This window comes from Pseudomonas sp. J380, from assembly GCF_009827115.1.
Classification (GTDB): domain Bacteria; phylum Pseudomonadota; class Gammaproteobacteria; order Pseudomonadales; family Pseudomonadaceae; genus Aquipseudomonas; species Aquipseudomonas paracarnis.
The window spans coordinates 4,640,551-4,665,102 of sequence record NZ_CP043060.1; the positions used below are offsets into that span (position 1 = coordinate 4,640,551).

The 24,552-nt window shown below is 56.9% G+C and carries 35 protein-coding genes; 30 read left to right on the top strand and 5 right to left on the bottom strand.

Annotated elements, in window-relative coordinates:
* Positions 1–150 precede the first annotated feature (150 nt).
* The 3 genes from FXO12_RS20960 to FXO12_RS20970 are packed head-to-tail and all read right to left on the bottom strand — an operon-like array spanning position 151 to position 1,687.
* Entirely contained in the window at positions 151–1,095 is a 945-nt protein-coding gene (locus FXO12_RS20960) for a hypothetical protein (RefSeq protein ID WP_060765874.1), read from the bottom strand.
* Positions 1,096–1,105: 10 nt separating this feature from the next.
* On the bottom strand, positions 1,106–1,408 hold the full coding sequence (locus FXO12_RS20965; protein ID WP_160049739.1) for a helix-turn-helix domain-containing protein: 303 nt from the start codon (positions 1,406–1,408) through the stop codon (positions 1,106–1,108).
* 12 nt (positions 1,409–1,420) lie between these two features.
* Positions 1,421–1,687, bottom strand: a complete 267-nt coding sequence (locus tag FXO12_RS20970; RefSeq protein ID WP_306109886.1) for a DNA-binding protein — start codon at positions 1,685–1,687, stop codon at positions 1,421–1,423.
* 153 nt (positions 1,688–1,840) lie between these two features.
* Between FXO12_RS20970 and FXO12_RS20975 the strand changes: the two genes are divergently transcribed.
* The 14 genes from FXO12_RS20975 to FXO12_RS21040 all read left to right on the top strand — a co-directional run bounded on the left by FXO12_RS20975 (position 1,841) and on the right by FXO12_RS21040 (position 11,504).
* Positions 1,841–2,263: a helix-turn-helix domain-containing protein gene (locus tag FXO12_RS20975; protein ID WP_060765876.1), complete on the top strand. Its 423-nt coding sequence runs from the start codon at positions 1,841–1,843 to the stop codon at positions 2,261–2,263.
* A gap of 20 nt (positions 2,264–2,283) precedes the next feature.
* Entirely contained in the window at positions 2,284–2,955 is a 672-nt protein-coding gene (locus tag FXO12_RS20980) for a hypothetical protein (protein WP_060765877.1), read from the top strand.
* A 95-nt stretch (positions 2,956–3,050) separates the two neighbouring features.
* Positions 3,051–3,467: a hypothetical protein gene (locus tag FXO12_RS20985; RefSeq protein ID WP_155717252.1), complete on the top strand. Its 417-nt coding sequence runs from the start codon at positions 3,051–3,053 to the stop codon at positions 3,465–3,467.
* A 728-nt stretch (positions 3,468–4,195) separates the two neighbouring features.
* Positions 4,196–4,684, top strand: a complete 489-nt coding sequence (locus FXO12_RS20990) for a hypothetical protein (protein ID WP_060765880.1) — start codon at positions 4,196–4,198, stop codon at positions 4,682–4,684.
* Positions 4,681–4,902 (top strand): hypothetical protein, encoded by a 222-nt coding sequence (locus FXO12_RS20995; protein WP_060765881.1) that lies wholly within the window; start codon positions 4,681–4,683, stop codon positions 4,900–4,902. Before FXO12_RS20990 ends, FXO12_RS20995 begins: the two co-directional genes overlap by 4 nt.
* Positions 4,903–5,097: 195 nt before the next feature.
* Positions 5,098–5,712, top strand: a complete 615-nt coding sequence (locus FXO12_RS21000) for a hypothetical protein (RefSeq protein ID WP_060765882.1) — start codon at positions 5,098–5,100, stop codon at positions 5,710–5,712.
* A gap of 6 nt (positions 5,713–5,718) precedes the next feature.
* Positions 5,719–5,949, top strand: a complete 231-nt coding sequence (locus tag FXO12_RS21005; RefSeq protein WP_081089353.1) for a TraR/DksA C4-type zinc finger protein — start codon at positions 5,719–5,721, stop codon at positions 5,947–5,949.
* Positions 5,936–6,241, top strand: coding sequence for a hypothetical protein (locus FXO12_RS21010; RefSeq protein WP_060765883.1), 306 nt, complete (start codon positions 5,936–5,938; stop codon positions 6,239–6,241). The genes FXO12_RS21005 and FXO12_RS21010 overlap by 14 nt, the downstream gene beginning before the upstream one ends.
* A complete protein-coding gene (locus tag FXO12_RS21015) occupies positions 6,238–6,534 on the top strand; it encodes a hypothetical protein (protein WP_060765884.1) in 297 nt (98 codons plus the stop codon). The genes FXO12_RS21010 and FXO12_RS21015 overlap by 4 nt, the downstream gene beginning before the upstream one ends.
* A 2-nt stretch (positions 6,535–6,536) precedes the next feature.
* The gene (locus tag FXO12_RS21020; RefSeq protein ID WP_060765885.1) at positions 6,537–7,088 is read left to right on the top strand and encodes a phage protein Gp27 family protein; all 552 of its coding nucleotides are present in this window, start codon (positions 6,537–6,539) and stop codon (positions 7,086–7,088) included.
* Positions 7,085–8,689, top strand: coding sequence for a hypothetical protein (locus FXO12_RS21025; RefSeq protein ID WP_060765886.1), 1,605 nt, complete (start codon positions 7,085–7,087; stop codon positions 8,687–8,689). Before FXO12_RS21020 ends, FXO12_RS21025 begins: the two co-directional genes overlap by 4 nt.
* Entirely contained in the window at positions 8,686–10,182 is a 1,497-nt protein-coding gene (locus tag FXO12_RS21030) for a DUF935 family protein (protein WP_060765887.1), read from the top strand. The genes FXO12_RS21025 and FXO12_RS21030 overlap by 4 nt, the downstream gene beginning before the upstream one ends.
* A 1-nt stretch (position 10,183) precedes the next feature.
* Positions 10,184–11,014: a phage minor head protein gene (locus FXO12_RS21035; protein ID WP_060765888.1), complete on the top strand. Its 831-nt coding sequence runs from the start codon at positions 10,184–10,186 to the stop codon at positions 11,012–11,014.
* A 13-nt stretch (positions 11,015–11,027) separates the two neighbouring features.
* A complete protein-coding gene (locus FXO12_RS21040; protein WP_060765889.1) occupies positions 11,028–11,504 on the top strand; it encodes a phage virion morphogenesis protein in 477 nt (158 codons plus the stop codon).
* Between the two features lie 209 nt (positions 11,505–11,713).
* On the opposite strand, the gene FXO12_RS29105 is transcribed toward FXO12_RS21040, so the two are convergent.
* Positions 11,714–12,076, bottom strand: a complete 363-nt coding sequence (locus FXO12_RS29105; protein WP_230962015.1) for a hypothetical protein — start codon at positions 12,074–12,076, stop codon at positions 11,714–11,716.
* Here FXO12_RS29105 and FXO12_RS21045 point away from each other — a divergent pair.
* Genes FXO12_RS21045 through FXO12_RS21085 form a run of 9 tightly spaced genes read left to right on the top strand, consistent with a single transcriptional unit; the run spans position 12,059 to position 17,762 of the window.
* Positions 12,059–12,844, top strand: a complete 786-nt coding sequence (locus FXO12_RS21045; protein WP_230962016.1) for a peptidase — start codon at positions 12,059–12,061, stop codon at positions 12,842–12,844. The two genes, FXO12_RS29105 and FXO12_RS21045, sit on opposite strands and share 18 nt — an antisense overlap.
* A 12-nt stretch (positions 12,845–12,856) precedes the next feature.
* Positions 12,857–13,780, top strand: coding sequence for a hypothetical protein (locus tag FXO12_RS21050; RefSeq protein WP_060765891.1), 924 nt, complete (start codon positions 12,857–12,859; stop codon positions 13,778–13,780).
* 8 nt (positions 13,781–13,788) lie between these two features.
* On the top strand, positions 13,789–14,301 hold the full coding sequence (locus FXO12_RS21055) for a hypothetical protein (RefSeq protein WP_060765892.1): 513 nt from the start codon (positions 13,789–13,791) through the stop codon (positions 14,299–14,301).
* 29 nt (positions 14,302–14,330) lie between these two features.
* The gene (locus FXO12_RS21060; RefSeq protein ID WP_256678905.1) at positions 14,331–14,630 is read left to right on the top strand and encodes a capsid cement protein; all 300 of its coding nucleotides are present in this window, start codon (positions 14,331–14,333) and stop codon (positions 14,628–14,630) included.
* 7 nt (positions 14,631–14,637) lie between these two features.
* The gene (locus tag FXO12_RS21065) at positions 14,638–15,072 is read left to right on the top strand and encodes a gp436 family protein (RefSeq protein WP_060765894.1); all 435 of its coding nucleotides are present in this window, start codon (positions 14,638–14,640) and stop codon (positions 15,070–15,072) included.
* Positions 15,069–15,557, top strand: a complete 489-nt coding sequence (locus FXO12_RS21070) for a Gp37 family protein (protein ID WP_060765895.1) — start codon at positions 15,069–15,071, stop codon at positions 15,555–15,557. Before FXO12_RS21065 ends, FXO12_RS21070 begins: the two co-directional genes overlap by 4 nt.
* Positions 15,558–15,601: 44 nt before the next feature.
* The gene (locus FXO12_RS21075) at positions 15,602–15,826 is read left to right on the top strand and encodes a hypothetical protein (RefSeq protein ID WP_219857863.1); all 225 of its coding nucleotides are present in this window, start codon (positions 15,602–15,604) and stop codon (positions 15,824–15,826) included.
* Positions 15,816–17,237, top strand: a complete 1,422-nt coding sequence (locus tag FXO12_RS21080; RefSeq protein ID WP_060765897.1) for a phage tail sheath subtilisin-like domain-containing protein — start codon at positions 15,816–15,818, stop codon at positions 17,235–17,237. Before FXO12_RS21075 ends, FXO12_RS21080 begins: the two co-directional genes overlap by 11 nt.
* The gene (locus FXO12_RS21085) at positions 17,238–17,762 is read left to right on the top strand and encodes a phage major tail tube protein (RefSeq protein ID WP_060765898.1); all 525 of its coding nucleotides are present in this window, start codon (positions 17,238–17,240) and stop codon (positions 17,760–17,762) included. It begins immediately after the preceding gene.
* Between the two features lies 1 nt (position 17,763).
* On the opposite strand, the gene FXO12_RS21090 is transcribed toward FXO12_RS21085, so the two are convergent.
* Positions 17,764–18,162 carry a hypothetical protein gene (locus tag FXO12_RS21090; RefSeq protein ID WP_060765899.1) on the bottom strand — a complete coding sequence of 133 codons (399 nt, stop codon included), beginning with the start codon at positions 18,160–18,162 and terminating at the stop codon, positions 17,764–17,766.
* Here FXO12_RS21090 and FXO12_RS21095 point away from each other — a divergent pair.
* The 7 genes from FXO12_RS21095 to FXO12_RS21125 all read left to right on the top strand — a co-directional run bounded on the left by FXO12_RS21095 (position 18,161) and on the right by FXO12_RS21125 (position 24,519).
* Entirely contained in the window at positions 18,161–18,397 is a 237-nt protein-coding gene (locus FXO12_RS21095) for a hypothetical protein (RefSeq protein ID WP_155717253.1), read from the top strand. The genes FXO12_RS21090 and FXO12_RS21095 overlap by 2 nt on opposite strands.
* Before the next feature lie 163 nt (positions 18,398–18,560).
* Positions 18,561–18,890 (top strand): phage tail assembly protein, encoded by a 330-nt coding sequence (locus FXO12_RS21100; RefSeq protein ID WP_060765900.1) that lies wholly within the window; start codon positions 18,561–18,563, stop codon positions 18,888–18,890.
* 166 nt (positions 18,891–19,056) lie between these two features.
* Positions 19,057–21,768 (top strand): phage tail tape measure protein, encoded by a 2,712-nt coding sequence (locus FXO12_RS21105; RefSeq protein ID WP_060765901.1) that lies wholly within the window; start codon positions 19,057–19,059, stop codon positions 21,766–21,768.
* Entirely contained in the window at positions 21,768–22,643 is an 876-nt protein-coding gene (locus FXO12_RS21110; RefSeq protein WP_060765902.1) for a phage tail protein, read from the top strand. Before FXO12_RS21105 ends, FXO12_RS21110 begins: the two co-directional genes overlap by 1 nt.
* Positions 22,643–22,849, top strand: coding sequence for a tail protein X (locus FXO12_RS21115; protein ID WP_155717254.1), 207 nt, complete (start codon positions 22,643–22,645; stop codon positions 22,847–22,849). Before FXO12_RS21110 ends, FXO12_RS21115 begins: the two co-directional genes overlap by 1 nt.
* Positions 22,837–23,949 carry a phage late control D family protein gene (locus FXO12_RS21120; protein WP_060765904.1) on the top strand — a complete coding sequence of 371 codons (1,113 nt, stop codon included), beginning with the start codon at positions 22,837–22,839 and terminating at the stop codon, positions 23,947–23,949. Before FXO12_RS21115 ends, FXO12_RS21120 begins: the two co-directional genes overlap by 13 nt.
* Positions 23,950–23,967: 18 nt before the next feature.
* The gene (locus tag FXO12_RS21125; protein ID WP_060765905.1) at positions 23,968–24,519 is read left to right on the top strand and encodes a phage baseplate assembly protein V; all 552 of its coding nucleotides are present in this window, start codon (positions 23,968–23,970) and stop codon (positions 24,517–24,519) included.
* Positions 24,520–24,552 lie beyond the last annotated feature (33 nt).

Here is a 24,552-nt window from a genome sequence, read left to right on the forward strand (position 1 = left end):
AGACCTCCTTCAGCTTGCGCTGTAGGGTTTGGAGTGAAATGCCCAGCTCAGCAGCCCCGGCCTTATAGATGGCGGTACGCTGACCGTGCGGGGCACTGGCTGCCTGTTGGGCGATCTTAGCCAGGAGCTGAGCCTGAACCGGGTTCATGTTCAGGCCTCTTCCGTTTTCATCCAGACCGGAGCGCTATTAACCAGAGATGCGGGCAAATGGAACTCACTGCGCACTGTTGCCAGAGTGGTTTCCAGTTGGCGGATCAAGTCCGCTTGGAATTCACGATGATCCTGACCGGTTTCGCTGGCATGCTCTGCCATCTGCGTGAAGCCCTCACGTAGCGCCCCCATTACCTTCGATTCGATCTCAAAGCTCAGAGCCACCACTTCACTGCGTAGGTCTTTGATCACGTCGTCAGGTGTTGCGGACTGGATGCGTTTGCGAGCTTTCTCCAGTTCCATTTTGGTCTGGTCCAGTTCGCCGGAGCGCTTCGCCATAACCTCGCCCTGAGCTTCGTAGTCAGCATTAACTTCGTCGAGGCGCTGGGTCAGTTCCGTTTTTTCTTTGGCATGCCTGGAGATAATCTCTTCGGCCAAGTCAAGGAAAGCGTCCTTGTCACCGGCCTTGGCGACTTCGATTAGGGCAGCTTGCTCACCCTCAGGTAGGCGCCGGTATTTACGCAGATCACGATATCCGGCCCCAATCTGGGCAAGCTGTTGAAGAGCCTCTTCACCGAACACGTCGAGATTTTTTAGATCTTCATCGACCTTACTAGCGCTGGTGCCAAGTGCTCGGCAAAAACCATCAAAAGTCCCGACGTCGGCAATTTCATTACCCTCCCGGTCAAACCCTTTTTGCCCCGAAAGCGCCCGGTACATCTTGGTTTCCTTGATGTTCTTTAACTTTTGCAAACTCACGACGTCGGTAAATTTAGAGATTGCCCGACTCATCTGAATCTGACCGAGCATCTGATTCACCAGGTCCCGCTCTTCGCTGTGTGAGGACTGTATTGTCGCCATCACATTCTGATTGGCTGTCAGCATCTCGCCGTTTAACTCCGGTAGTTCAAAAGCTTCAGCCGCTGGAATTTTGGTACGTGCCATGGTGTTCTCCTTAGTTCATCGAGCCAGCGGCGATACGCTGATTGATTTCCTGCTTACGGTGGGTCAAGCGCGACATATGTTCGGCGTGGGCCTGTGCGATTTGCAGCAAGCCAATCGAGTGAGCAAAGCGCCCGTTGTCCAACTTCACGGCCATGCCTTCCTCAATCAGGGTCTGCATAGCGCGAGTGATGTTGCTCGGACTGTCCTGAGTGAGGTGGGCCAGCTCGGTGTTACTTAGGCCTGTGACGGTGTGGCCTTTCAGAGCCTTGAGCACTCGCAGTACTCGGGCGGCTGAGGAAATGGTTTGAGTCATGAGGAACTCCAGTTACGCGGCAGCAGCAGATTGGGTGTGTGCTGGGTCAGCCTTCAAACCCAAGGCAACTGCTGCGTGATGAGCCTCTCCACGCAGCCCCTTCAACCGCCCCCGTAACAGGTCAACGACGGTCATCCGGTCAAAGCCCTTAGCCTGTGCCCAGTGGGCTTTGCAAATGCCATGGCTGATAAACCAGGCATTGGCACTTGTGGGGGTTTGTGGATACGGCAGTGACGCCGAATCAAGTGACGTTGCGGGGCCGTTCATGGCGCCTCCCATGTGGTAAATTGCGGTTATTCGGTGAGCGGTTGTGATTGCGTTGTCAGTGCAGAGCTACGCTTTTTGTTGTGGTTAAGCGGGGTCATGTGTTGTTCTCTGTGGTGAATAATGGGGAACAAACGTTCCCATGTCAATTTATTTTGAGGAACAAACGTGCCTTTTTTTGGAGAGCGACTACGTGAGGAAAGGGAGCGCCTTGGGCTGAGCCAGCAGCAGTTGGCCGACCTCTGTGGCGTGACCATGCGCTCGCAGCGAAACTATGAGAAAAACGAACGCCAGCCGGATGCTTCCTATTTGGAGGCTTTTGCTCGGTCTGCGGGGGATGTGCTTTACATAATTACAGGTAAGTACTCAGCCACTGAATGTGGGCTGCGTAACTTGTCATCGGAGATTGATGTGCCAAGACTGACCCAAATCACCGATATGCTGGAAGGACTCATACAACAGACCAAGCGCCGATGGCCCGCTAGAGAGCTAGCTATCACTGCGGCAGAGGTCTACAACATTTTGGTGCCGGAACAAGAGCTTGATGAGGCTCAAGTCGGCAAGATTTTGAAGTTAGTGGTCAACCGCTAACGTAGTAGAAGGGAGTTTCTATGCGGGATGTGGACGAAAAACTTAATAAGATATCAACGAGACTTGCCGAGAATTTCAGTTCGTTTCCGCTGGCCCATGATGAGACACCTCCGTCCCATATAAAGGTCAAAGGGAATAATACGAATATTAATTTCGGTACACAGCTTAATTTTCCGAAAAAGCCCATCCCCAGAACCCTGCTAGCCGCGCAGAGAAAAGAACTTCATGAGTTGCGGGAGGCGTGCGAAGAGCTTGGCGATGATCCTCGTGAGGCTTGGCGAAGTGTGCATGTTCAGCTGTCGGTGAACTCTATTGATGAAATCTGTGCCGACGACTTTCACAAGGCACGGGACGTATTCAGTGCTCGTTTGGAGCAGCTACGAGAAGCCGCCGACAAGCGCCGCCTTATAGGTAAGATCTTACGAGCTGTGGCGGAGAAAGATGCAAAAAAGGAAATGAACAATTTCTGCGATGTGACTTTTGGACGAACCCAGTTAACGCACCTAAAGCGGGCTGAGCTTCAACAGGTCCTCGGTTTCATTCAAACATTTCAAATTCGTCCAATGCATCCTTCAACGATGGGTGAGCAATCTCGGGCTGCTTTGCCGTTCAAAGAGTTCCTGGTCACCTACAAGTGGAACTCTTTTGGGCTATTCGTATTTGGCATTTTAGTCGGGCGATTTTGGTTTTGATGTGATCAGCCGGGCCTTATGGCAAAGCTTGGGCGAGTAATGTGAGTCCTAAAAATACTGCATGATTTTTTTGATTTTTAAATATGGAGATAACGTTGAAAATCTTATTTTTTGTTCTGGCGTCAGTTTTTTCCACGGTGGCAAACGCCCAAACTACGGCAGAAAAACTCACCATTCTGAGCTTGGATAGAACCGTTAAGAGCAATTCTCCGGAGGTGGAGCGAACACAGGCAGCACTCACAAGAGGGCTGACCGTATGTGATGTCGAAAATGAAGAGAAACTCGCCAACATTGCATGGTTCATTACCAAGAAAATTCGTGCTGAAGGTCGCTATGCAGAGGCTACGGATGTAATCGAGGGCGTCAATGCCGTGCTTTTGGGAGCTAAGACTAAGCAAGATTGCTCTGAACTGCTGTCTTTGTATGCAGTGAATCGTATTCACGGAAGTACACACTCGGATGCTGTCGCGGGCGGTCGTGGGCTCTACCGTTCAACTGGCGTAGTCAACTAGATGCTTAGAACCGTTCGGTGAGGCACAAAGACAGCTACAAGAACGACCAACAATCTTAGAGACGAGACAAGCCCTATGATGAGTCCGGAAAAGACTATCCAGTTACTCACTGACGTGGAGATGCTTAAGTTAGAGGTTCGAGGGCTAAACCACGTAGTCGTTGCCTTGACGACACTGCTCTGCGGTCTGGGTCCAGAGTCAGCAGCACGGACTAAAAGGCTGTTAGAGAGTATGGTCCCCTATGCCAATCACATGGATTCTCCGCCCAGCGGCCCTGTTGTTGAGGATGTTTTACGATTCACTAAGGCACTCACGGAGTCTGGAGCGGACCCCGCTCTGGTACTTTCAGTGTTAGCTCTCCAAGGTGCAGACGCTGGACCAGATCGCCTGTCAGCATTAGCAGATTGGCACGCTCAAGCGACCGAAGACGAGCTAGCTCAAGACATCCAGCAAGCGATTGAGAAACTCGGATTTCCAATTGCTGCTCCTGACGGAGCTTCAAAAAAACAACAAGATTAGTTACGTCTGCGCGATTCATGCGGTATTACCTTTTCAGAAAGTTTTTTAAACAGCGAAGCATCACGTTAGATGAGTTTCAACCAACAACACAAGCCATCGTCAGATCTCTTTAAACTCGATTAAAAGTCCTCCAAACACACACCGCCGATGATGGCGGTGTGTGCTTTTTGGCGCCCTCAAAAGGGAGGCGCTGCTATTGGAGGCGTCCCATGCGACCCGAAACCCCTCGCGGTATCCGTAACTTCAACCCCGGCAATATCCGCCACGCCCAGGGCGTGCGCTGGCAAGGTATGGCTGCGGCCCAAACCGACAGTGCCTTTGTCCAATTCACTGCCCCGCGCTGGGGTATCCGCGCCATTGCCCGCGTACTGATCACCTACCAGGACAAGCGCCTGGCAAAAGATGGCAGCCGCATCGACACCGTCCGCGAGTTCGTTGAGCGCTGGGCACCACCCTCCGAAAACGATACCAATGCCTACGCCGCCAGCGTGGCACGTGCTCTGGGGCTTCACCCCGACCATGAGGGTGTCGACGTGTATGACTTCGACGTTATGCGCACCCTGGTCGCTGCCATCATCCGCCATGAAAACGGTCCTGGTCCGTTGCCAGACGGTCAATGGTATGGCGATGCAATCATGGCTGACGGGCTGGCTCTGGCAGGCATCGAACGCGGGGCGAAGCACGGTGTCGCGGCATGAAACCCATCTGTGATTGGCGTTGCTGCTATCGGCTCTATAGCGTCCAGATCACCATCCTGATCGCGCTGCTGGGGTTCGCCCAGTTGGAGCTGTTGCCAATGTGGCAAGCCCAGCTCTCACCACGTGCTTACGCGACTCTCAACAGTGGCCTGGCTCTGGTCCTGTTCCTCGCCCGTCTGGTCAAGCAAGGGCCACCGGATCAGGGGATCTCCCCATGAGACTGAACCTGTTCAGTAGAGCCTTTGCAGCCTTGATGGCGGGCTTCGCTGGGGCCTGTCGTTGGGCCGCACCGAGTACCGCTGCTGGAACTTGGATTAGGTCCGGCGCGGTACCTGTTTACCGTCAAGGCAAGACGGGCATAGCAGCCGCCAAGCGCCGTGCGCGCAAGTCACGTAACCGTTTGAGGCACCACCATGGACGCGCTTGAACGGCTCGTCTGGCCTCTGCCTGCGCGCCTGGCGGCTGTCGGGCTTGCCTGTGCCCTCAGTGCAGCAGCAGCGGGTTCTATCGCCTATGGCTTTGGTTTCCGCTACGCCGACTCACTGGGTAAAACCGAGTTGGCCACCCTCAAGGCCGAACACTCAGATCAGGCACGCGCCGCCGAATCCGCCAACCGTGTGCAGCTGCTGCAGCAAGTCACCCGTGCCAATGAAACCGAAGCCTTGTTGCTCGATGTCATGGCGCGTCACGCCGAAGAAAAACGCCAGCTCCAGGAGCGCATTCCCCATGTTACGACCCAATACCGTCCGACACCGGGCGCTGCTGCTCAGCCTATCCCTCGTTGCGTATTCACTGCTGGCTGGCTGCGCGACTTCAACACCGCCCTCGGTGTGCCTGCCCCAGGATCAGGCACCACTGCCACCAAGCCTGCGCAAGCGCCCTGGGCCGCCACCGGCACTGACGCCGAACTATTGGAAAGCGGCGTCACTCCCGCAGACATTCTTGCCTACGCCCAGGACTACGGCCTGTGGGTTCGTAACAACCTCGCCCAGCTCAACGGGTTGCTGGATCTCCAGAAAAAGGACTGATGCCATATGGATGTAGCTGATCACGCTACAGATGAAGACGACATCGAAGAGGCGATGCAACGCGTGCGCGCCAGCGGGCTACAGCGACGCTCAGGCCGTTCAGCCTATCGCTGCGAGGAATGCGGTGACGCCATTCCAGAAGATCGTCGCCAGGCCGAGCCTGGTACCGAACATTGTTTTGATTGTTTAGACGCCTTGGAACACATGGCATGTGGGGGTTTCGATGAACCTGAATGAACTCAACTTTGGTTTCCAAACTGTGCAGTGGTTGATCCTCACGGTTCTCGGCATCTACACCTGGATGACCAAACGACAAGCGGCTAGCGGCCAGGAACTCCTTGAGTTACGCACCCGCATCGTCGCCCTGGAAGAGCACGTCCGCCATCTTCCAGACCAGACCGCCGTCACCGATCTGCTGGGTGACATGAAGGCTGTGCGCGCCGAACTGTCGGGGGTCAAGGAGGCACTTGGCCCTTTGGCACGTTCGCTGGACCGGATCAATGATTACCTGTTGAGAGAGAAGACATGAAAACGCCCTACGCTGAATACCTGCGCCAGGACATTCGCTTGGTAATCCTGCGTCTGCTGGCCGAAATGACGGCCTATCGGGCCAACAGCTCAGTGCTGACGATGGCGCTGGATAACTATGGTCACACCCTCAGCCGTGACCAGGTTAAAACCGAGTTGCACTGGCTGCAGGAGCAAAGTGCATTGACCCTGGATGACGTCGGGCCAGTACTCGTGGCCACCCTGACTGAGCGTGGGCAGGACATTGCTGCAGGGCGTGCACGTGCTCCCGGAATCAAGCGGCCAGGAGCTTAACCATGGCGGGTAAGTCATCCATCAATCGTTTGTCCCCGGTGGTCAAGGCATACATCCAAAAGCTGTTGCGCGATGATTGCATGAGCCTGAATGACATGCTGGCCGACATTCAGGCGCGCTTCCCCAATGAGAAAGCCCCCAGTCGCAGTGCGCTGGGGCGCTTCAAGTTGGGTTTTGATCTGTTGACCGAAAAGGCTCGTCAGCATCGCGAGCAGGCCGAGGCCTTTGTGGGTGCGTTCGGTGAAGACACCTCTGACAAGACCGGCGCGTTGTTGGTGGAGGCGATCTCGACCCTGGCCTACCAGGCCGCTATGGGCGCCCACGAAAAGGACGATGTGACCACCAAGGAGGTCGCCGATCTGGCCCGTGCCGCTAAGAACACCATGCAGGCTCGCACCTTGAGCATGAAGGAACGCCTGGCCGCCGAGCAGGCCGGGCGTGATCGCCTGTTGCGTGAGCAATCGGCTGAGCTGGATAGCGCCGTTAAAGCCAAGGGCATGACTGAAGAGCAGGCGCTGTGGTGGCGTCAGAAGTTCCTGGGCGTGCGGCAATGAAGCCATCCTCCAGCACTGTTCGCGTCATTGAGTGGGACGAACTCCCGCCCAGCGTTCGGCAGATCCCCGAGGGTTACAACCCCATCGCCAACGGTCTCCTGATGGCGCACCAGGTGGACTGGTTGAACATCCGGGCTCAAATCAAACTCTGCGAAAAGGGCCGACGCACGGGCATCACATTTGCTGAGGCGCTGGACTCGGTCATCACTGCCGCCTCGCAGAAAGCTGCAGGCGGCATGGATTGCTTTTATATCGGCGACACCAAGGAAAAAGGCCTGGAGTTCATTGGCTACTGTGCCAAGTTCAGCCGGGTGATGGCTGAGGCTCAAGCCTCGGGCGTCAGCGAGATTGAAGAGTTTCTGTTTGAAGACCAGGACGAATCAGGCAACACGCGCCAGATCAACGCCTACCGCATCCGCTACGCCTCTGGCTTCAAGATCGTAGCGCTGTCGAGCAACCCCGCCAGCGTGCGCGGCCTGCAGGGCAAGGTGATCATCGACGAAGCCGCGTTTCACCGTGACGTATCTGCCGTGCTCGATGCCGCGACCGCTTTGCTGATCTGGGGCGGTCGTATCGTCATCATCAGTACGCACAATGGCAAGGCCAATCCCTTCAACCAGATGGTCAATGACATCCGGGACGAGCGCTACGGCGACAGCGCCGAGGTGTACAAGGCAACGTTTGATGATGCTGTTGCCAATGGCTTGTATGAGCGTGTGTGCTACATGGCAGGCGAGGAAGCTACCGCTGAGGGCAAGGAAGCCTGGTACAAGAAAATCCGTAATGCCTACGGCCCGCGCAAGGCACAGATGCGCGAAGAGCTGGATGCAATCCCCCGCGACGGCAACGGCGTCTGCATTCCTGGTGTATGGGTAGACGAGGCCATGCGCAAGGGCCGCACAGTGTTGCGTCTGGCGCTGGATGCGGACTTTGTGCATCAGTCTCAGGAACGCCGCGAAGCCTATGTCAGCGATTGGATTGAGCGCTACCTGGCGCCTTTGATCCCGACACTCAACCCGGAGCTGCGCCACTTCCTGGGCATGGACTATGCCCGTCACCGGGACTTTTCCATCATCTGCCCAATGTCAGTTGACCTGGCCAGGCACCGCGATGTGCCGTTTGTGATGGAGATGCACAAGGTACCAACCCGGCAACAGCAGCAGATTCTGTTCTACATCCTGCGCAACCTGCCACGCTTTGTGGGTGCTGCCCTGGACGCGTCTGGTAATGGTGAGACCCTCGCCGAAGACACCGCCGATGAGTTCGGCCATAACCGCATTCACCAGGTGAAGCTCAGCCGCACCTGGTACGGCGCCTGGATGCCCAAGTTTGTGCAGTTGTTCGAAGACGCTGCGATCTCCATGCCGCAGGACGACAACCTGCACCAGGACGTGCGCGCCATCGAAACCGTGGACGGTATTCCGATGATTATCAAAGGCCGTTCGCAGGATCTCAAAGACCCAGACCTCTATCGTCACGGCGACTTCGCGGGTGCCGGAGCGCTTGCCAACTTCGCGACCCTGGAAGTCAACGCAGGTCCGGTCAAGGTCAAATCACGCCGCCGACGCCAGGCGCAAAAACTTATTCAGGGATACGCATGAACAAGACAGGTGTGTGGGTCAGCCCCACGGAATTTGTGCACTTCGCCGAGCCCAAGGGCAGCAAGGGCCTGACCGATCATATCGCCAGCCGTAGCCGCAGCTTTGATGCCCAGGCCCTGGGCATGTACCTGCCTAACCCGGACCCGATCCTCAAGGCCCAGGGGCAGGACATCAAGGTCTATCGTGACCTGCGCAGCAGCGCGGTTGTCGGCGGCAACATCCGTCGCCGTAAAGCGTCCGTGCTGGCCCTGGAGCGTGGACTCAAGCGCAGTGATGCGCCGGTCAGAGTCGAACGTTTTGTCCTGGACTGGCTCAAGGACATTGACCTGGACAAGGTTATTCGCGAGCTGCTCGATGCGCCGCTGTTTGGCTACCAGCCGGTGGAACTGATGTGGCGCCCAGTCGGCATGTACCTGCTGCCGGAGGATCTGCTGGGTAAGCCTGCCGAGTGGTTCCTCTATGACCAGGACAACAACCTGCGTTTCCGCGCCCGTGATGCAGGCATGACCGGCGAGCTGTGCGATCCGCAACGCTTTGTCGTTGCCCGCCAAGACGCGACCTACATCAACCCTTATGGCTTTGCCGACCTGTCCATGTGCTTTTGGCCAGCAGTGTTTATGAAAGGTGGTTTGAAATTCTGGGTGCAGTTCACCGAGAAATACGGCAGTCCCTGGGTGATCGGCAAGCACCCGCGGGGGGCCACCGATGGCGAAACGAACCTGTTACTCGACAGCTTGGAGGCCATGGTCCAGGACGCCGTCGCGGCCATTCCCAACGATGCCAGCGTGGAGATCATCGAAGCCACAGGCAAGACCGGTAGCGCCGACGTCTACCGCCAGTTGCTGGAGTATTGCCGCAGCGAAATCAACGTGGCCATGCTTGGGCAAAACCAGACCACTGAAAAAGAGAGCAACCGAGCCAGCGCAGCAGCTGGGGCTGAAGTCACCAAGGATATTCGTGATGGTGACGCTGGGATTGTTGCAGCGGCCCTCAACGCCGTTATCCGGCGCATCGTTGACCTCAACTTTGGCGAGTCCGTCAACGCACCGATCTATGAGCTGTGGGAACAGGAAGAGATCGACAAGGTTCTGGCTGAGCGCGACAAGAGCCTCAGCGAGTCAGGGCTTCAGTTCACGGCGCAGTACTACAAACGCACCTATAACCTGCAGGATGGCGACATCGTCGAAGCACCAGCACCCGCTGTTGGCCCCGAGTTCGCCGAAGCGACGCTGACACCGATCCTCGACCAATTTGCACTGGACCAGGTCATTGAAAACCTGCCCGCCGAGATGCTCCAGGAACAAAGCGAACAGGCCGTTGCGCCGCTGGTTGATGCGCTGCTGCAGGCTCGCTCCGACAGCGAGGCCCTCGGTCTACTGGCAGAAGCCTTCCCGTCGATGGATGACCAGGCGCTCCAGCAAAAGCTTGCAAACCTGATGTTCATCGCCAACACCTGGGGCCGTCTGAACGCCGCTGCAGATCGGGAAGACTGACATGGCCATCCCCAAAACCCCGAACCCTGCGGACCTGAAAGCCATCTTCGGCCTTGAGCCTGAAGCTGCGATCACCTACCTCAAAAGCAAGGGTTACGCGATCACCTGGAACTGGCACGAGATGCGTGACGAGGCGCATGACCAGGCCTTCACCGTGGCTAAGGCCATGCGCCTGGATTTGCTGTCGGATATTCGCGGCGCAGTGGAAACTGCTTTGCAGGAGGGACAAACCCTGCAGCAGTTCATCAAAGAGCTGCAGCCGACGCTGGAATCTCAAGGCTGGTGGGGCCAACAAGTCATCGTCGACAGTCAGGGCGTTGGCGAGCTGGTGCAACTGGGCAGCCCGCGTCGTCTCAAGACCATCTACCAGACCAACCTGCAGAGCGCCTACATGGCCGGTCGCAAGGCCAGCATGGAAGAGTCCAGTGACACCCATCCGTATTGGCGTTACGTGGCCATCCTGGATGGCAAAACCCGTCCCAGCCATCGGGCGCTCAGCGGCACGGTGTACCGGCATGATGATCCAGTCTGGTCGGCGATCTACCCGCCGAACGGTTTCAACTGTCGTTGTCGGGTGACGGCGCTCTCCGAATCGGCAGTTAAGCGCCGTGGCCTGACCATCGTTTCCAGTCAAGGGCAGGTGTCCAGTGAAACGGTGGAAACAGGTGTCGACAAACGTACCGGCGAAATCAGGACGGCCCAGGTCACCTTGGTGCGTACCACCGACGCAGCGGGCAAACCGATCACGTTCCGCACTGACCCAGGTTTCAACCACGCACCCGGTACCGGGCTAGCGGACATGCTCAAACGTAAACAGGCGTCGGCAGCCTGACAGGAGTGTTGCAATGATTACCGTCGAACTGGATAGCTCACGTCTACAACAAACGCTGAACCGCATTGAGTGGGCCGTGGGCGACCTGACGCCATTGATGCGCGGTGTGGCTGCCGAGATGGCCAGTCAGACCGAGGAGAACTTCGAGGAAGAAGGTCGACCTGACTGGGCTGATCTGTCCGATGTCACCACGGAGCGGCGGGCGAAAAACGGTAACTGGCCTGGGCAGATGCTGCAGGTCAGTGCTGCCGGACTCGCGGCCTCGATCACCAGCTACTCCGACGACAGTTCCGCTTTAGTCGGCAGCAACAAACCTTATGCGGCCATGATGCACTTCGGTGGCGATCAGTCAGAGTTCCCTCACTTGTGGGGTGATATTCCGGCGCGGCCTTACCTGCCGATGGATGCTGAGGGTGTGCTGCAACCTGAAGCAGAAGACGCGATCCTGGAACTGGCGCTCAATCACCTGGAAAAAGCCGCTCTCGCGTAAGGCCCTCAGAGGCCCTGTGGATGCCGAGCAGCTCCGGTTCATCCACTGGCCTCACTGATCATCGCTGTAAACGCTTTATAAACCCCTCCCGCTGTATTCCAAACCCGCCACGCGGGTGTCACTTGCACCGTCTGCGGTGTTCTTCCCAATCAACACTCTTTAAACCCGATTAAAAGTCCTGGGCCGCTCAGCGGTTCAGGCTGTGCGTATCACTTCCAGTCAGCGTACAGCCCATGAAACCACTGCACATTTTCAAGCCGGGAACTCACACCGCCATGAACGGTGTTCGTTTCGATTTCAGCGAGGCTGATCTCGCGGCCACCGTGAAAGCCTACGACCCGGCATTGCATGAAGCGCCCCTGGTCATCGGCCACCCCAAGCACGATGCTCCTGCAGCCGGTTGGGTCAAATCCTTGACAGGCGATGCACAAGGTCTGACCGCCGAGCCACAACAAGTCGATCCTGCATTCGCTGAGCTGCTCGCCAAACACAGCTTCAAAAAAATCTCGGCGTCCTTCTATCACCCCGATGCCGCCAACAACCCAGTGCCAGGTGTGTACTACCTGCGCCATGTCGGGTTCCTTGGCGCCCAACCGCCATCGGTAAAGGGCCTGCGCCCCATCGAATTGGCGGATGGTGAAGAAGGTGTCCTGGAGTTTGGCGACTTCGGCGACAGCGTCTCCGCAAGTGTCTTTCGCCGTCTGCGCGAATGGTTGATCGCCCAATTCGGCCAAGAAACAGCTGACCAGGTTGTACCCGGCTACGACGTCGACAACCTGTTGGCGGAAGCCCGTAGCGAAGACCGTCGCCCAGCCTTTAGTGAATCCACCCAAACCCCACCCAAACCCGACGAGGAACAGCCTGTGACTGAGGCCGAGAAAACCGCCCTGGAGGCGGAGAACAAACGTCTCTCAACCCTGGTTGAGCAACATCAAACGAAGGAACGCAATGACGCTGCAGCGACTCGGCACACCGCTAATTTGGCGTTCGCCGAAGGCTTGGTCAGCGCGGGTCGTTTGCTGCCTAAGCACGCTGAGGCCTTGATCGCCGCCCTGGACTTCGCTGAGGCCGGTGACACCCCATTGGAATTTGGCGAGGGCGATCAGCGGGCGCCAGTTGTTGATGGGCTGAAAGCGATTTTCAACGATCTGCCCAAGCAAATTAACTTTGCTGAGCAGGCAAGCAAGGAGCGTAACGGCGACGGTAATCCTCCAATGGATCTGGAGTTCGCCGAGAAAAATACCGACCCTGGCCGCCTTGTTTTGCACAACCGTGCAACCGCTCTGGCTGCCGAGAAAAACATCCCCTACGAGTCGGCAGTTCGCCAGCTCGTCAAGTAACCAGGAGTCATCATGGCTGATCGTTTGAAGGCACTGCGGGTCGTTGACCCCGTTCTCACCAACTTGGCGCGTGGCTATCGCAACGCCCAGTTCATCGGTGAGTGGCTGTTTCCCATTGCGCTGATGGATAAGGAGGCGGGGATTATCCCGCTGTTTGGCAAGGAAGCCTTTGAGGTCTACGACACTGAGCGCGCCATCCGTGCCCAGTCAAACCTCATGACCCCGGATGACCTGGACGGACTGGACGTTGTCCTGCGTGAACATGATATCGCTTACCCCGTGGACTACCGCGAGCAGAACGAATCCATGTTCGATGCTGAGGCCCGTGCTTCGCGCCGTGTGGTGAACGTGATCGATCTGCGCCGTGAGGTGACCTGCGCCAAGCTGGCACAGAACCCTGGCACCTTCCCGGCGGGCAACAAGGTCACGCTGTCTGGCTCCAGCCAATGGAGCAACGGCGGTGGTGATCCTATTGCCGTGGTGGAGGCTGGCAAGGAGGTGGTGCGTGCTCGCATCGGTATCCGTCCGAACACCATAACCATGGGCGCTTCGGTGTACCAATCGTTGAAATTCCACCCCAAGCTCCAGGAAGCCCTGGGCTCTCAAGAGCGCAAGCTGATCACCCTTGAACACCTCAAGGCGCTGTTCGGCATCGAGAACATCTATATCGGTGAGGCCCTGGCCGGTGTCAGCAACACCTCCGACATCTGGGGCGACAACATGACCTTGGCCTACGTGGCCAAGCCAATGTCGGGTGCAAACGCTGACTACGAAGAGCCAAGCTTTGGCTACACCTTGCGTCGCAAAGGCATGCCAGAGATCGACACCTACGACACCGCTGGCGGCAAGGTGCGTTTCGTGCGTAACACCGACATCTATAAGCCGGTGGTAGTCGGTGCAGATGCCGGTTACCTGATCTCCGACACCAACGGTTGAGGTGAGCCATGGCGACTAAAACCCCCGCTAAGGACAAGGCCGCGCCCTCGGCGTCGGTCGATGACCAGGGTTCGGTCAATGACTCGCAGCAGGATGCTGCCTTGCCGGTTGATCCTGCAGTGTCGACGTCTGCAGTCGAGCCGACACTTCACCAGGCCGACAGCGTATTGCCGTCGACCGACGACCAGGGATTGGTAAACGAGCTGTTGCATGGCGATGTCGTGCCAGAAACCCCGGCAGCATCAGCACTCGCGCCGGACTCAACGCTCAATCAGGACGACAGTGCGTTGGCGTCCCTCCTGTCGCAAGAGCAGGGCCAAAACATAGCTCCAGGTGCACTGTTACAGCCGCCGTTGGAAGAGGTCGTTCAACTGTCGCGCTACAACGTGACGGATGTGTCGTCGGTACTGCACAACGGCAAGTGGTACCACGCAGGAGATGGCATCTCTTTGGGTGAAACAGAGGCAGTCCCTTTGTTGCAACGACTCATCATCGAACCGATTCAGGAGTTCAACCAATGAAGACACAACAACCTGTTTTAACGACCTCTATGGTCGCCGTGACTGACCTGCCGCGCTATCGCCTTGCGGGCTTTACCGGTGGTCTCTGCGGCGCCGGTCTCAAGGCCCTAGGTACCGTCGAAGCGGATACCCAAGCGGATAACGTGGCACCGATTAACGTATTGGGCATTTGCTTGGTCATCAGCGGGGGCGCCGTCGCTGCCGGTGTCCAGGTCGAGTCTGATGCTGACGGTCGTGCGGTGACACTGGCTGCAGGTATTTCCAACGGCGTGGCCATGGACGCGGCCACGGCTGCGGGTGATGTCATTCGTATCGTCCGGGGAATCTGAGGTCGCCATGCGCTACTGCACTCGCGCCGATATCGGCAACGCCATGCCCGAGCGGACATTGATCCAGCTCTCCAACGACGATCCAGCGGCCAAGGTACCAAATGAAGTCGTGATCGAGGACGGTGTACGCCAGGCTGAAGAGCTGGTCGATGGCTATCTGCGCGGTCGTTATGACTTGCCGCTCAACCCGGTACCGACGGTGTTGCGTGATGCAGTGGTTTATCTGGCACGGCACTGGCTGTATCAACGCCGTCCTGAAGGGGCGCTGCCGGACTCGGTAAAGGACAACCGCAAGGACACCATCAAGCTGCTGGAGAGCATCCGTGATGGTGTGGTGACGCTCGGTATGCCCAGTGGTGCGGCGGCGCCGGAGCCAGGTGAGATCCGCGTTCGCGCCCGGTCCCAGCAATTTGGTACCGACATGTGGGGGCGTTACAAATGACCACTCTCCCTGAACAGACCCAAACCGAGGCGTTGCTGAGTGCAATGTTGGAGCGATTGCAGACACAGTTCGGCGATGAGATGGCCGTTGAATTGTTCCCTGAAAATCCGATGCAGTACCGATTGAACCATCCGGTCGGTGCGATTTTGTTGGCCTATGGCAGATCGACCTTTGGTGGTTCTGAAGGCACCGATGCGGTGTTCCAGGCACGCAACATCGTCATCCGCCTGACCCTGGTGTTTCGAGAACTCAACGGCAAAGACGGCGTTGTCACCTACCTCGACCGTACTCGCACTTGCTTGACCGGTTGGTATGCACCGCACTGCGACATGGCATGTCGTCCCGTGTCCGAGCAGTTCATTGGTCATCGGGAAGGTATCTGGCAATACGCACAAGACTTTTCCACTCGCGCTACTCAGCTGCAGTCCATGGTCCCCGACCACGGTGCGCTGCTGAGCAATCTCACCTTTGAGGAAATCCCGTGAACTTAACCCGATACATTTATTTAGGGCCTCAAAGCGCAGCGTGTTTGCGTATTGAAGACTCCGCCGACCTGTTGGACGTGCAGCTGCTACACAACAAGCACGTCGAGCTGCCGGCTGAACACGAGTACACCCGTGTGTTGTTGGCACTCAAACACCTGGTGGAAGCACCGGTAGAACAAACCCCAGCGTCTGTTCAACCGGCAACGTCAGTCGTCACCGACAGCCCACCGTCTAGTGGGAAGAAAGGAGCAAAATCCGATGCCAGCTAACTATCTGCACGGTATTGAAACCACCGAAGTCGAACGCGGCCCTCGGGCCATCAGGGTGGTCAAGTCAGCGGTGATTGCCCTGGTCGGCACCGCACCGATGGGTCCAGTGAACACCCTGACGCTGTCGCTGAATGAGACCGACGGCGCCCAATTCGGCCCGGATCTGCCAGGGTTCGGTATTCCCGAAGCCCTGGACGGTATCTACGACTTCGGCGCCGGAACGGTGCTGGTGATCAACGTGCTCGATCCGACAGTTCACCGCACCAGCATCGTCGCAGAAGATCAAGCGTTCGGTGATAACGACCTGCTGCAGTTGGCACATGGTGCTTTGCAATCGCTGGTGCTCAAGCCCGAAGCCGGTGACACCTACGTGCTGGGCACTGACTATACGGTTGATATGTTGACCGGTCGGGTGAAACGACTCGTGACCGGTTTAATTCCTGCCAAAGGTGCGGTTAAAGCCGATTACACCTATTCCGATCCAAGTAAGGTCACCGCTGCTGACATCATTGGTACCGTAAACGCGGCAGGTTTACGCACCGGTTTGAAGGCCTTCCAGGACAGTTACAACCAGTTGGGCTTTTTCCCGAAGATCTTCATCGCGCCAGGCTTTAGCACGCTCAACGCGGTCAGCGTCGAACTCATCGCCGCAGCCACACAATTGAGTGCTGTGGCGTATATCGATGCGCCAATTGGTAGCACCGTGCAGCAGGTGATCGCCGGGCGCGGACCAGCGGGCACGCTCAACTTCAACACCAGCAGCGACCGCGTTCGCTTGTGCTATCCGCACGTCAAGGTGTACGACGCCCGGACCAACGGTGAGCGCCTACAACCACTGTCGATTAGGGCAGCGGGTTTGCGCGCCAAGGTGGATAACGATAAAGGCTATTGGTGGAGCAGCTCCAACCAGGAACTTCTGGGTGTGATCGGTCTGGAGCGTCCACTGACTGCACGAATCGACGATGCCAGCAGCGAGGTCAACCTCCTCAATGAAAACGGTATCACTACTGTGTTCAACTCGTTTGGCACCGGCTTGCGCCTTTGGGGTAACCGCACGGCGGCCTGGCCTACCGTGACTTACATGCGCAACTTCGAAAACGTACGGCGCACCAAGGACATCGTCGACGAATCGATCCGCTACAGCTCGTTGCAGTTCGTCGACCAACCGATCACTAACTCTTTGATCGACAGCATCAGCGAAAGCGTCAATCAGTTCCTGCGCAAGTTGATCGGCGATCAGGCGCTATTGGGCGGTGAGTGCTGGTATGACCCAGCGCGCAACCCACAGACCGAGCTGGAACTGGGGCACTTGCTGTTCAGTTACAAACTCACCGTACCGTTGCCATTTGAGCGCGGCACCTTCGAAACTGAAATTACCGGTGAATACCTGGTCAACTTGGGGGCCGCATAAATGGCTGGTTTTAGCGCACACCGCATCACCAACGCGGCGGTCTATCTGGACGGTGCCAGTTTCTTCGGTCGTTGCGAAGAGATCGATCTGGGGTCGGTCAAGACCGTGATGGGTGACTTTCAGGGGCTGGGTATGGTCGGCCTGATCGAACTGCCGGATGGGATCGATAAACTGGAGGGCAAGATTACCTGGAACAGTCTTTACATCGAATCGGCCAAGAAGATGGCCACGCCGTTCAAGACCGTACAGCTGCAATGCCGCTCCAACGTCCAGGTCTTTAACAGCGCGGGTCTGGTCGACGAAATTCCCCTGGTGACGTTGATGACTGTCATGTTCAAGGAATACGCCCTGGGCAGTTTCAAACCTCGCGACCCGAGCAAGTTTGAAGTGCCGTTCTCGGCAACCTATGTGCGCCAGATCCTGAATGGCGAAGAGGTGGTGCTGCTCGATTACTTGGCCAACATCTTCAAGGTGGGTGGTCAGGATCAGTTGGCCAAATACCGGCAGAACATCGGGCAGGCTTAACTCAGCCAGGTAGGCCGAGGTGACTGGTTGCAATCTTGACGCCGATGGACAGGGCCTGGCCTGCAATGTCACCCAGCAGGCTCTTGGCTCCGGTCTTGGATGCATCGACCAGTTGATCACCGAGGCTAGGGCCGGACTTGAGACTTTCAGGTAGGGCTTTCAAGACCTCAAGACCTTTGGAGGTCAGTACTACTTCGGTGTACCCCTGATTAGGGTAGAGAAACATAAAGCTAAGATAGCCCGCACGACTCAGCCAATCGACGCTGGCAACAAAAAACTTTTTGTCCTCAGCTGGGAAGTGTTCGAACTCCAAGTTGCGAGGCAAGGGAAAGCTTTCGTACAAGACACCGAAGAGCTGTCCAGTAAGTTCATCGAACCGTTTGATGTTGGAGGTGGCCATGTCTGTGACTCCTGAAGGAAATAAACAAAGTCCGCAAAGTAGTGAAGACGTACAACGCAGCATCGAAATGCAGATAAATCGAGACATTGACTCTATGCGGGCTCGACATTACTGGGGCAAGACGCTGGAGGAAACCCCCAAAGAGGTATTGGTCGAAGCCCTCAGCATGGCCCTGGCAAATGGACGCTATCAAAAAACACCACGCTGCCAGTGTTATTGCCATCACCGGCATTGATGTAACACCAGGACCAGCTCCAACGGACTGGAGCCGCCAGGACGGCAACCCGAAGCCCCGCCATCGTGCGGGGCTTCTTCTTTAAACTCGATTAAAAGCAAGCGCCACGGCCAGGCGCGACACTCAGGGCTCTCATAGAGCAATCCAACCTGGAGTTACAAACGTGGCCGACAAACTGACCTTCACCCTCAAGTTCCCCTTCAAAACGGCTGCTGGCGTACAGCTGAACTCTGTTCCTATCAAACGCCTCAAGCGCAAAGACATCAGCCAGGCCCAAGCATCGACCAAGGATGAAGGCGTCCTGGAAGACATGCTGATCGCCAAGATGTTTGGCATCACCCTGGAAGATCTGGGCGAGTTCGACATTGCTGACTCGAAGTCAGCCACCGAGGTGTTGCGGGAAATGTCCACTGGAGGAGACCTTGCTGCAGTCCTGGGACGAAGCGCTGCTGATGGTGCTAAAGATGCAGCCATCGGAGATAGCGCAGCTTGACATGGAGGATTACTGGCGCTGGGTTGAGTCGTGTGAGCGCGAGATCAATCGTCGGATCGAGCAGTTGAACAAGCAGTAACCCGATCACATTCCCCCCGCGCAGTGTCGTATCGCCCCGCACCGGGCGATACACCTTCCTCTCTTTATATAAATAGCTGGGCATGCCATGGCCAATGAAGTTCTTGTCGGGTTAAAAATCGGCGCCACGGTCGCTGGTAGTTTGAGCGCTGCGTTTGGTTCCGCCAAATCGACGGTCCAACAACTTGGTCGTGCGACGGACGGCCTGACAGCCAAACAAAAACTCATCGGCACCGAGCTGGCTGCATCCCTGGCGCGTGGCGGTACGGGCGTCGAGCGCCTGCGTCGGCAGTACGACCAGGTCGGGCGTGCCATCGATCAACTCAAGGTCAAACAGGAACGTCTCAACACCAGCCTGGCCCGTGGCGCACAGTTGAAAAACGAACGTGGCGAACTGCGCGGGCAGGCACTCGAAACCTTGGGCACTGCAGCGGTGGTCGGGGCTCCCATTGCCCAGTCGTTTCGCCAGGCGATTGACTTCCAGGACCGCACGCGTGACATCGCCATTACTGGCGATTTTGATGCGGGAGAAGAGAAACGCCTCAGCAACGTCATGCGTGAGTCCGCATTGCGCTGGAATCAAACCCAAACCGAAGTGGCCACAGGTACAGGGGGCTTGATTGCCGGTGGCATTTCCAGTTCGAAAGAGTTGGCTGCCTATGCTCCCGTAATGGCCAAGTCGGCAACGGCCACACGGGCCAGCATGGAACACCTCGGGTCGGTAGCTATTGCACTGAATGACAACCTGGGCATTGGCGCGGCAGGCTTTGAGCGATCAATGAACATCCTGGCCTACGCCGGTAAACGTGGGCAGTTCGAACTGGCAGACATGGCCAAGTGGTTGCCGCAATTAACGCCTCAGTTTGCGGCCCTCGGCATTACCGGCGAGCGGGCTGTGGCTGAGATCGGCGCCTCATTACAGATCGCCCGTAAAGGCGCAGGCAGCAACGATGAAGCAGCCAACAACTTCAAGAACTTCCTTTCCAAGATCACCGCGCCCGACACATTAAAAGCGTTTTCGGACGCAGGTATCGACCTGCAAGATACGATGAGAGGCCTGATCAGTCAGGGCCTTACACCGATGCAGGCCATGATGACGACCATCACCAAGTACACCAGCACCAAAGGGCCTGCAGCCGCCGCTGGTTTCCAGCGTGTCATGGCGCTGAAAGATGATCAGGAACGGCAGATTGCACTGGATCGTTTGAATGAGGCCTACAAACTGGGAGAACTCTTTCGCGACCAGCAAGTACTGTCCTTTGTACGCCCGGCCTTGGCCAACCAGGACGAACAGGCCAGCATCCAGAAAGGTGGGATGGACGCGGCTGATAAGGGCGTGCTGGATCAGGACTGGGAAAAGCGCATGGGCAGCCCCAAGGAGCAGCTCAAAGCACTAACCATAGGCTTGGCGGATGTCGGTATCGGACTGGGTGGGATTTTGCTCCCTGCGTTACTCGATATCACCAATGCAGCCATCCCATTGGTTCGCTCGTTTTCGGCCTGGGCTGAAGAAAACGCTGGTCTAGTCAGCGGTGTGGTCAAAACCCTCGCCGGAGTGGTTGCACTAAAACTAGGCTTTATTGCCTTGAAGTACGGCGTCAATCTTGGTGCTTCAGCGCTCAATAGTATGGGCACCACCATGGCGGTGTTGTCAGGCAAGACAACCCTACTTAACAGTGCTCTGATCTCCACTCGACTCGCTCCCTTTATCTCGGGTGTCACGGGACTCACGGCAGTTCTTCCTGGCTTGTCGGGAGCCATGGCCTTTTTTAATGCTGTACTGGTCGCGAATCCTATTGGACTGATCATCGGTGCAATTGCCGTAGGTGCACTTGTTATCGGTGCCGCAGGGTTGGCTATTTACAAGTATTGGGAACCACTTAAGGCTTGGATGATTGGCTTTTTCACCGGTCTGAAAGATGGACTTAAACCGATAGGTGATGCGTTCTCAGCAGCCTTTGCTCCAGTAGCCCCCTTGCTGGCGAAACTGGGGGAATACATCAAACCGGTGATCACCTGGGTCCGTGAACTGTTCAGTCCAGTGCAAGTTACGGGTGACGAATTGGGCCGCGCCACTTGGGCAGGTATCGAGTTCGGTCGGGCTGTTGGCGCTGTTCTGTCGGCACTGTTAACGCCTGTGCGCTGGCTTTTGGAAGGTATCAGCGATATCCCGAAAGCATTTGATGGTGGTCTGGCCGGTGTTGCCACACTGATCCTCAACTTCTCTCCCATGAGCCTGTTCTACAAAGCGTTCTCGGGGGTAATGAGTTACTTCGGTATTGAACTGCCAGGCAAGTTCACTGAGTTCGGCAGCATGATCATTGATGGCCTGGTCAATGGCATCAGGAACAAAGCGACAGTGATGAAGGACGCCGTGGTTGGCCTCGGGTCGTCAATTAAAAGCTGGTTTACCGGAGACCTGGATATCCACTCGCCGAGCCGGGTGTTCATGGGGTATGGCGCCAATATCAGTGAAGGCGCAGCCCTGGGTATCACCGGCCAGGCCGACCTGGTGCGAAAAGCAGCCCTAGGCATGGCATCTCAATCCAGGGTCAACATGGCACCACCGAATCCCGCCGACGTTTCGAGGGCCAGCATGATGGGCGGTGGAGTTGGCATCGGCGGAAAGATCGAGGTGAGTTTCTCGCCTCAAATCAATGTGCCAGGTGGACCAGGTGTAATGGAACAGGTGAATCAGGGACTGCAGGCGAGCTATGCCGAGTTCATACGGATGATGGAGCGCTTCGAGCACGAGAAAAACCGCCGTAGCTACGGCTCACCTAGTGGAGGGCGTGCCTGATGTTCGCTGTCCTGGGCACTATCGAGTTCACCGTGGCCGGTGGCATCAGCGGCATGGAGCAGACTGGCTCTGCAGACTGGGCGGAGCATGCACGTATCCAAGGCAAACCGTTGCTGGAGTGGATTGGCGAAGGGCTGGATGAAATCAACCTGACCATTGAACTGCACCCATTGCTGGGTGACCCGGCTGAGCGTTTGCGCTTACTTCGCGAGGCTAAGAGCCGACACGAGCCGTTGGCGTTGGTCATGGGCAGCGGTGAATACATTGGCCCGTATGTCGTCACCCGTGTCAGCAACACTATTCGCCGCGCCACGGCGGTCGGTCAGGTCGTTGCTTCGACTGTGCAAGTCGGCCTGCGTGAATACACTGGGGCCTTCACCCGTAAAGTCGTTCGCCAGGGGCTTCTTGATCCGGCGTTAGGCGGGGCTTCCGCGATAGGGTCACCAGGATTGCTCTCCAGCATGGTTCCAATACCCAGCGCCACCCAACTGGCTATCGGTCATGCCAAATCAGCTGGCAATGTACTGAGAGCGGGAAAGAGTCTTTACGAGGCGGTAAAGGGCGGTAACCCGTCAATGATTCTCGGGCAAGTTCCCCAGTTATTGGGGGTTACCGCACGTGCCATCGAGCCGCTGCAAGGTTTGTCGACTGTGGCTGGGCTGCTCGATGATGGCGCCGATCTGTCCCGCCTGGGGGATGACGTGCTGGGTAGCGTTATGGGGTCGCGCTCCAGCTTGGACCCCGTCGACCTAAGCAATATTGTCGACCGTTTTGCCGCCTCGCGTGAGTCCCTGGATAAGGCTGTCACTGTTATGGGCAGCGCTAGTAAACGCTTGGCAGGTTTGGCTGCAGAAGTCTTGACCCGGAGAGCTTGATGCTTATAACCCACGTGACAAGAGAGGGCGAGCGCTGGGACCAATTAGCCTGGCGCTATTACGGTGACGCTCATCGGTATTTTCCAATCGTTCATGCCAACCCGCATGTGCCTATCACCGCCGCATTACCAGCCGGATTGATCTTGGCTATTCCAATGCTGGAGCCGGTGGCCACCGCAGAGGATCTCCCACCATGGATGCGTTGATCCCAAAACTGGTACCCGAAGCACGCTTTGTGCTGACCTATCAACAGCGCAATATCACCCACAATATCAGTCTGGCCCTGCTCTCATTGACGTACATCGACTATCTGTCCGGCCAGGCTGATAGTCTGGAGGTCGAGCTGGAGGACACCGAAGGCAAGTGGCGAGATGCCTGGTATCCAGGGCACGGCGATGCACTGACCCTGGCCATCGGCTGGGAGGGTGCGCCGCTTCGGACGCTCGGGCGTTTTGAAATTGATGAGGTGGAGCTGCGGTGCCCACCGTCAACCGTGACCATCCACGGTTTGGCTGCCGGTATCAATTTGGCTTTGCGCACCACCGAACATCGCGCCTATGAAAACCTCACCCTGGACGCCGTGGCCAAGCAGGTCGCAACCCGACTGGGGCTGGAGCTGATCGGTAAAATCGAGCCCATCAAGCTCGACCGTCTGACCCAGCAGGACTCTGATCTGACCTTTTTGAGCAGCCTGGCCGACGAATATGGCTACGCCTTTAAGGTGACCGGCAACAAGTTGGTGTTCCACGCCATCAGCGAACTGGCGAAGGGTAAGCCTGTCGCCACTCAGCTATTGCAGGACCAGGCCAACGTGCACCTGCGTGACAAGATCAAGGACGTACCGAAGGCCGTGGAAGTCAAACACAAAGACCCGGTCAAGAAGCAGTTGATCAGTTATCGGATCGTCAATGGTGAGACGGTCGCGGTACCGAGCAGCGCCAGCAAGACCACCACCAGTGGCGATACCAAGAAAAGCCGCAAGCGCAGTACCAGTGCTGAAGAGTCGAAGGCCAAAGCCAAGGCTGAGCTGGCCAAGGCCAATCGCGAACGTACCACCGGCAGTTGGACAGCCATGGGACGTCCCAATCTGGTTAGCGGCAATGTGGTGAGCTTGGTTGCCGCAGGCAAACTGGGTGGCAACTATCTGATCCTTTCGTCACAACATCGAATGATCCGAACTGGCGGTTACACCGTCGACCAGGAGGTCTGCCGAGTGTCAGCCCCATCGATTGGTTTCACCATGGATAACTCCAAGCCTGACCTCGCGTTGTCCACCTACGGCATCGAGCACGAAGTGGTGGCTTAATAATGAAGGGCAAAACGAATGAGCATTGAACTGGAATACGGCGAGATCAGCGCCTTGGATTACCCGAGCTGCCGCGTGCGTGTACGCATGGATGAGCGTGACGGTGTTGAGAGTTACTGGCTCAACGTACCCCAGCGCAACACGCAGGGCACTCAGCGTCGACCACTTATGCCTGAGTTGGGCGAACAGGTCGCGGTGCTGCTCGATGCTGACGGCGTCGGTGGTGTGGTCCTGGGCGGGATTTACTCGACGGTGGAGCCGCCACCTGTCATAGACGAAAATACTGACTATGTCCGTTTTAAAGACGGCACCGTCTTCACGTATAACCAGGCAACCAGCGAGATGTCCCTGGACTGCGTTGGGGCGACGTTGCTCAAGTGTGCCAGAAATCTGACCGTTGAATCTGGCGAGCCTGTAATGGTCAAGGCTCCATCAGCAACGCTGGAAATCCCGGACGTAATCCTCAATGGGAACCTGCAGATCAATGGCAACCTCAACGTGGACGGCAACATAGATGCCACGGGTACCATCATGGATATTGGCGGCAACTCAAAAAACCATACCCACTAAGCCACTCGGGGTAAGGCTCTTTAAACTCGATTA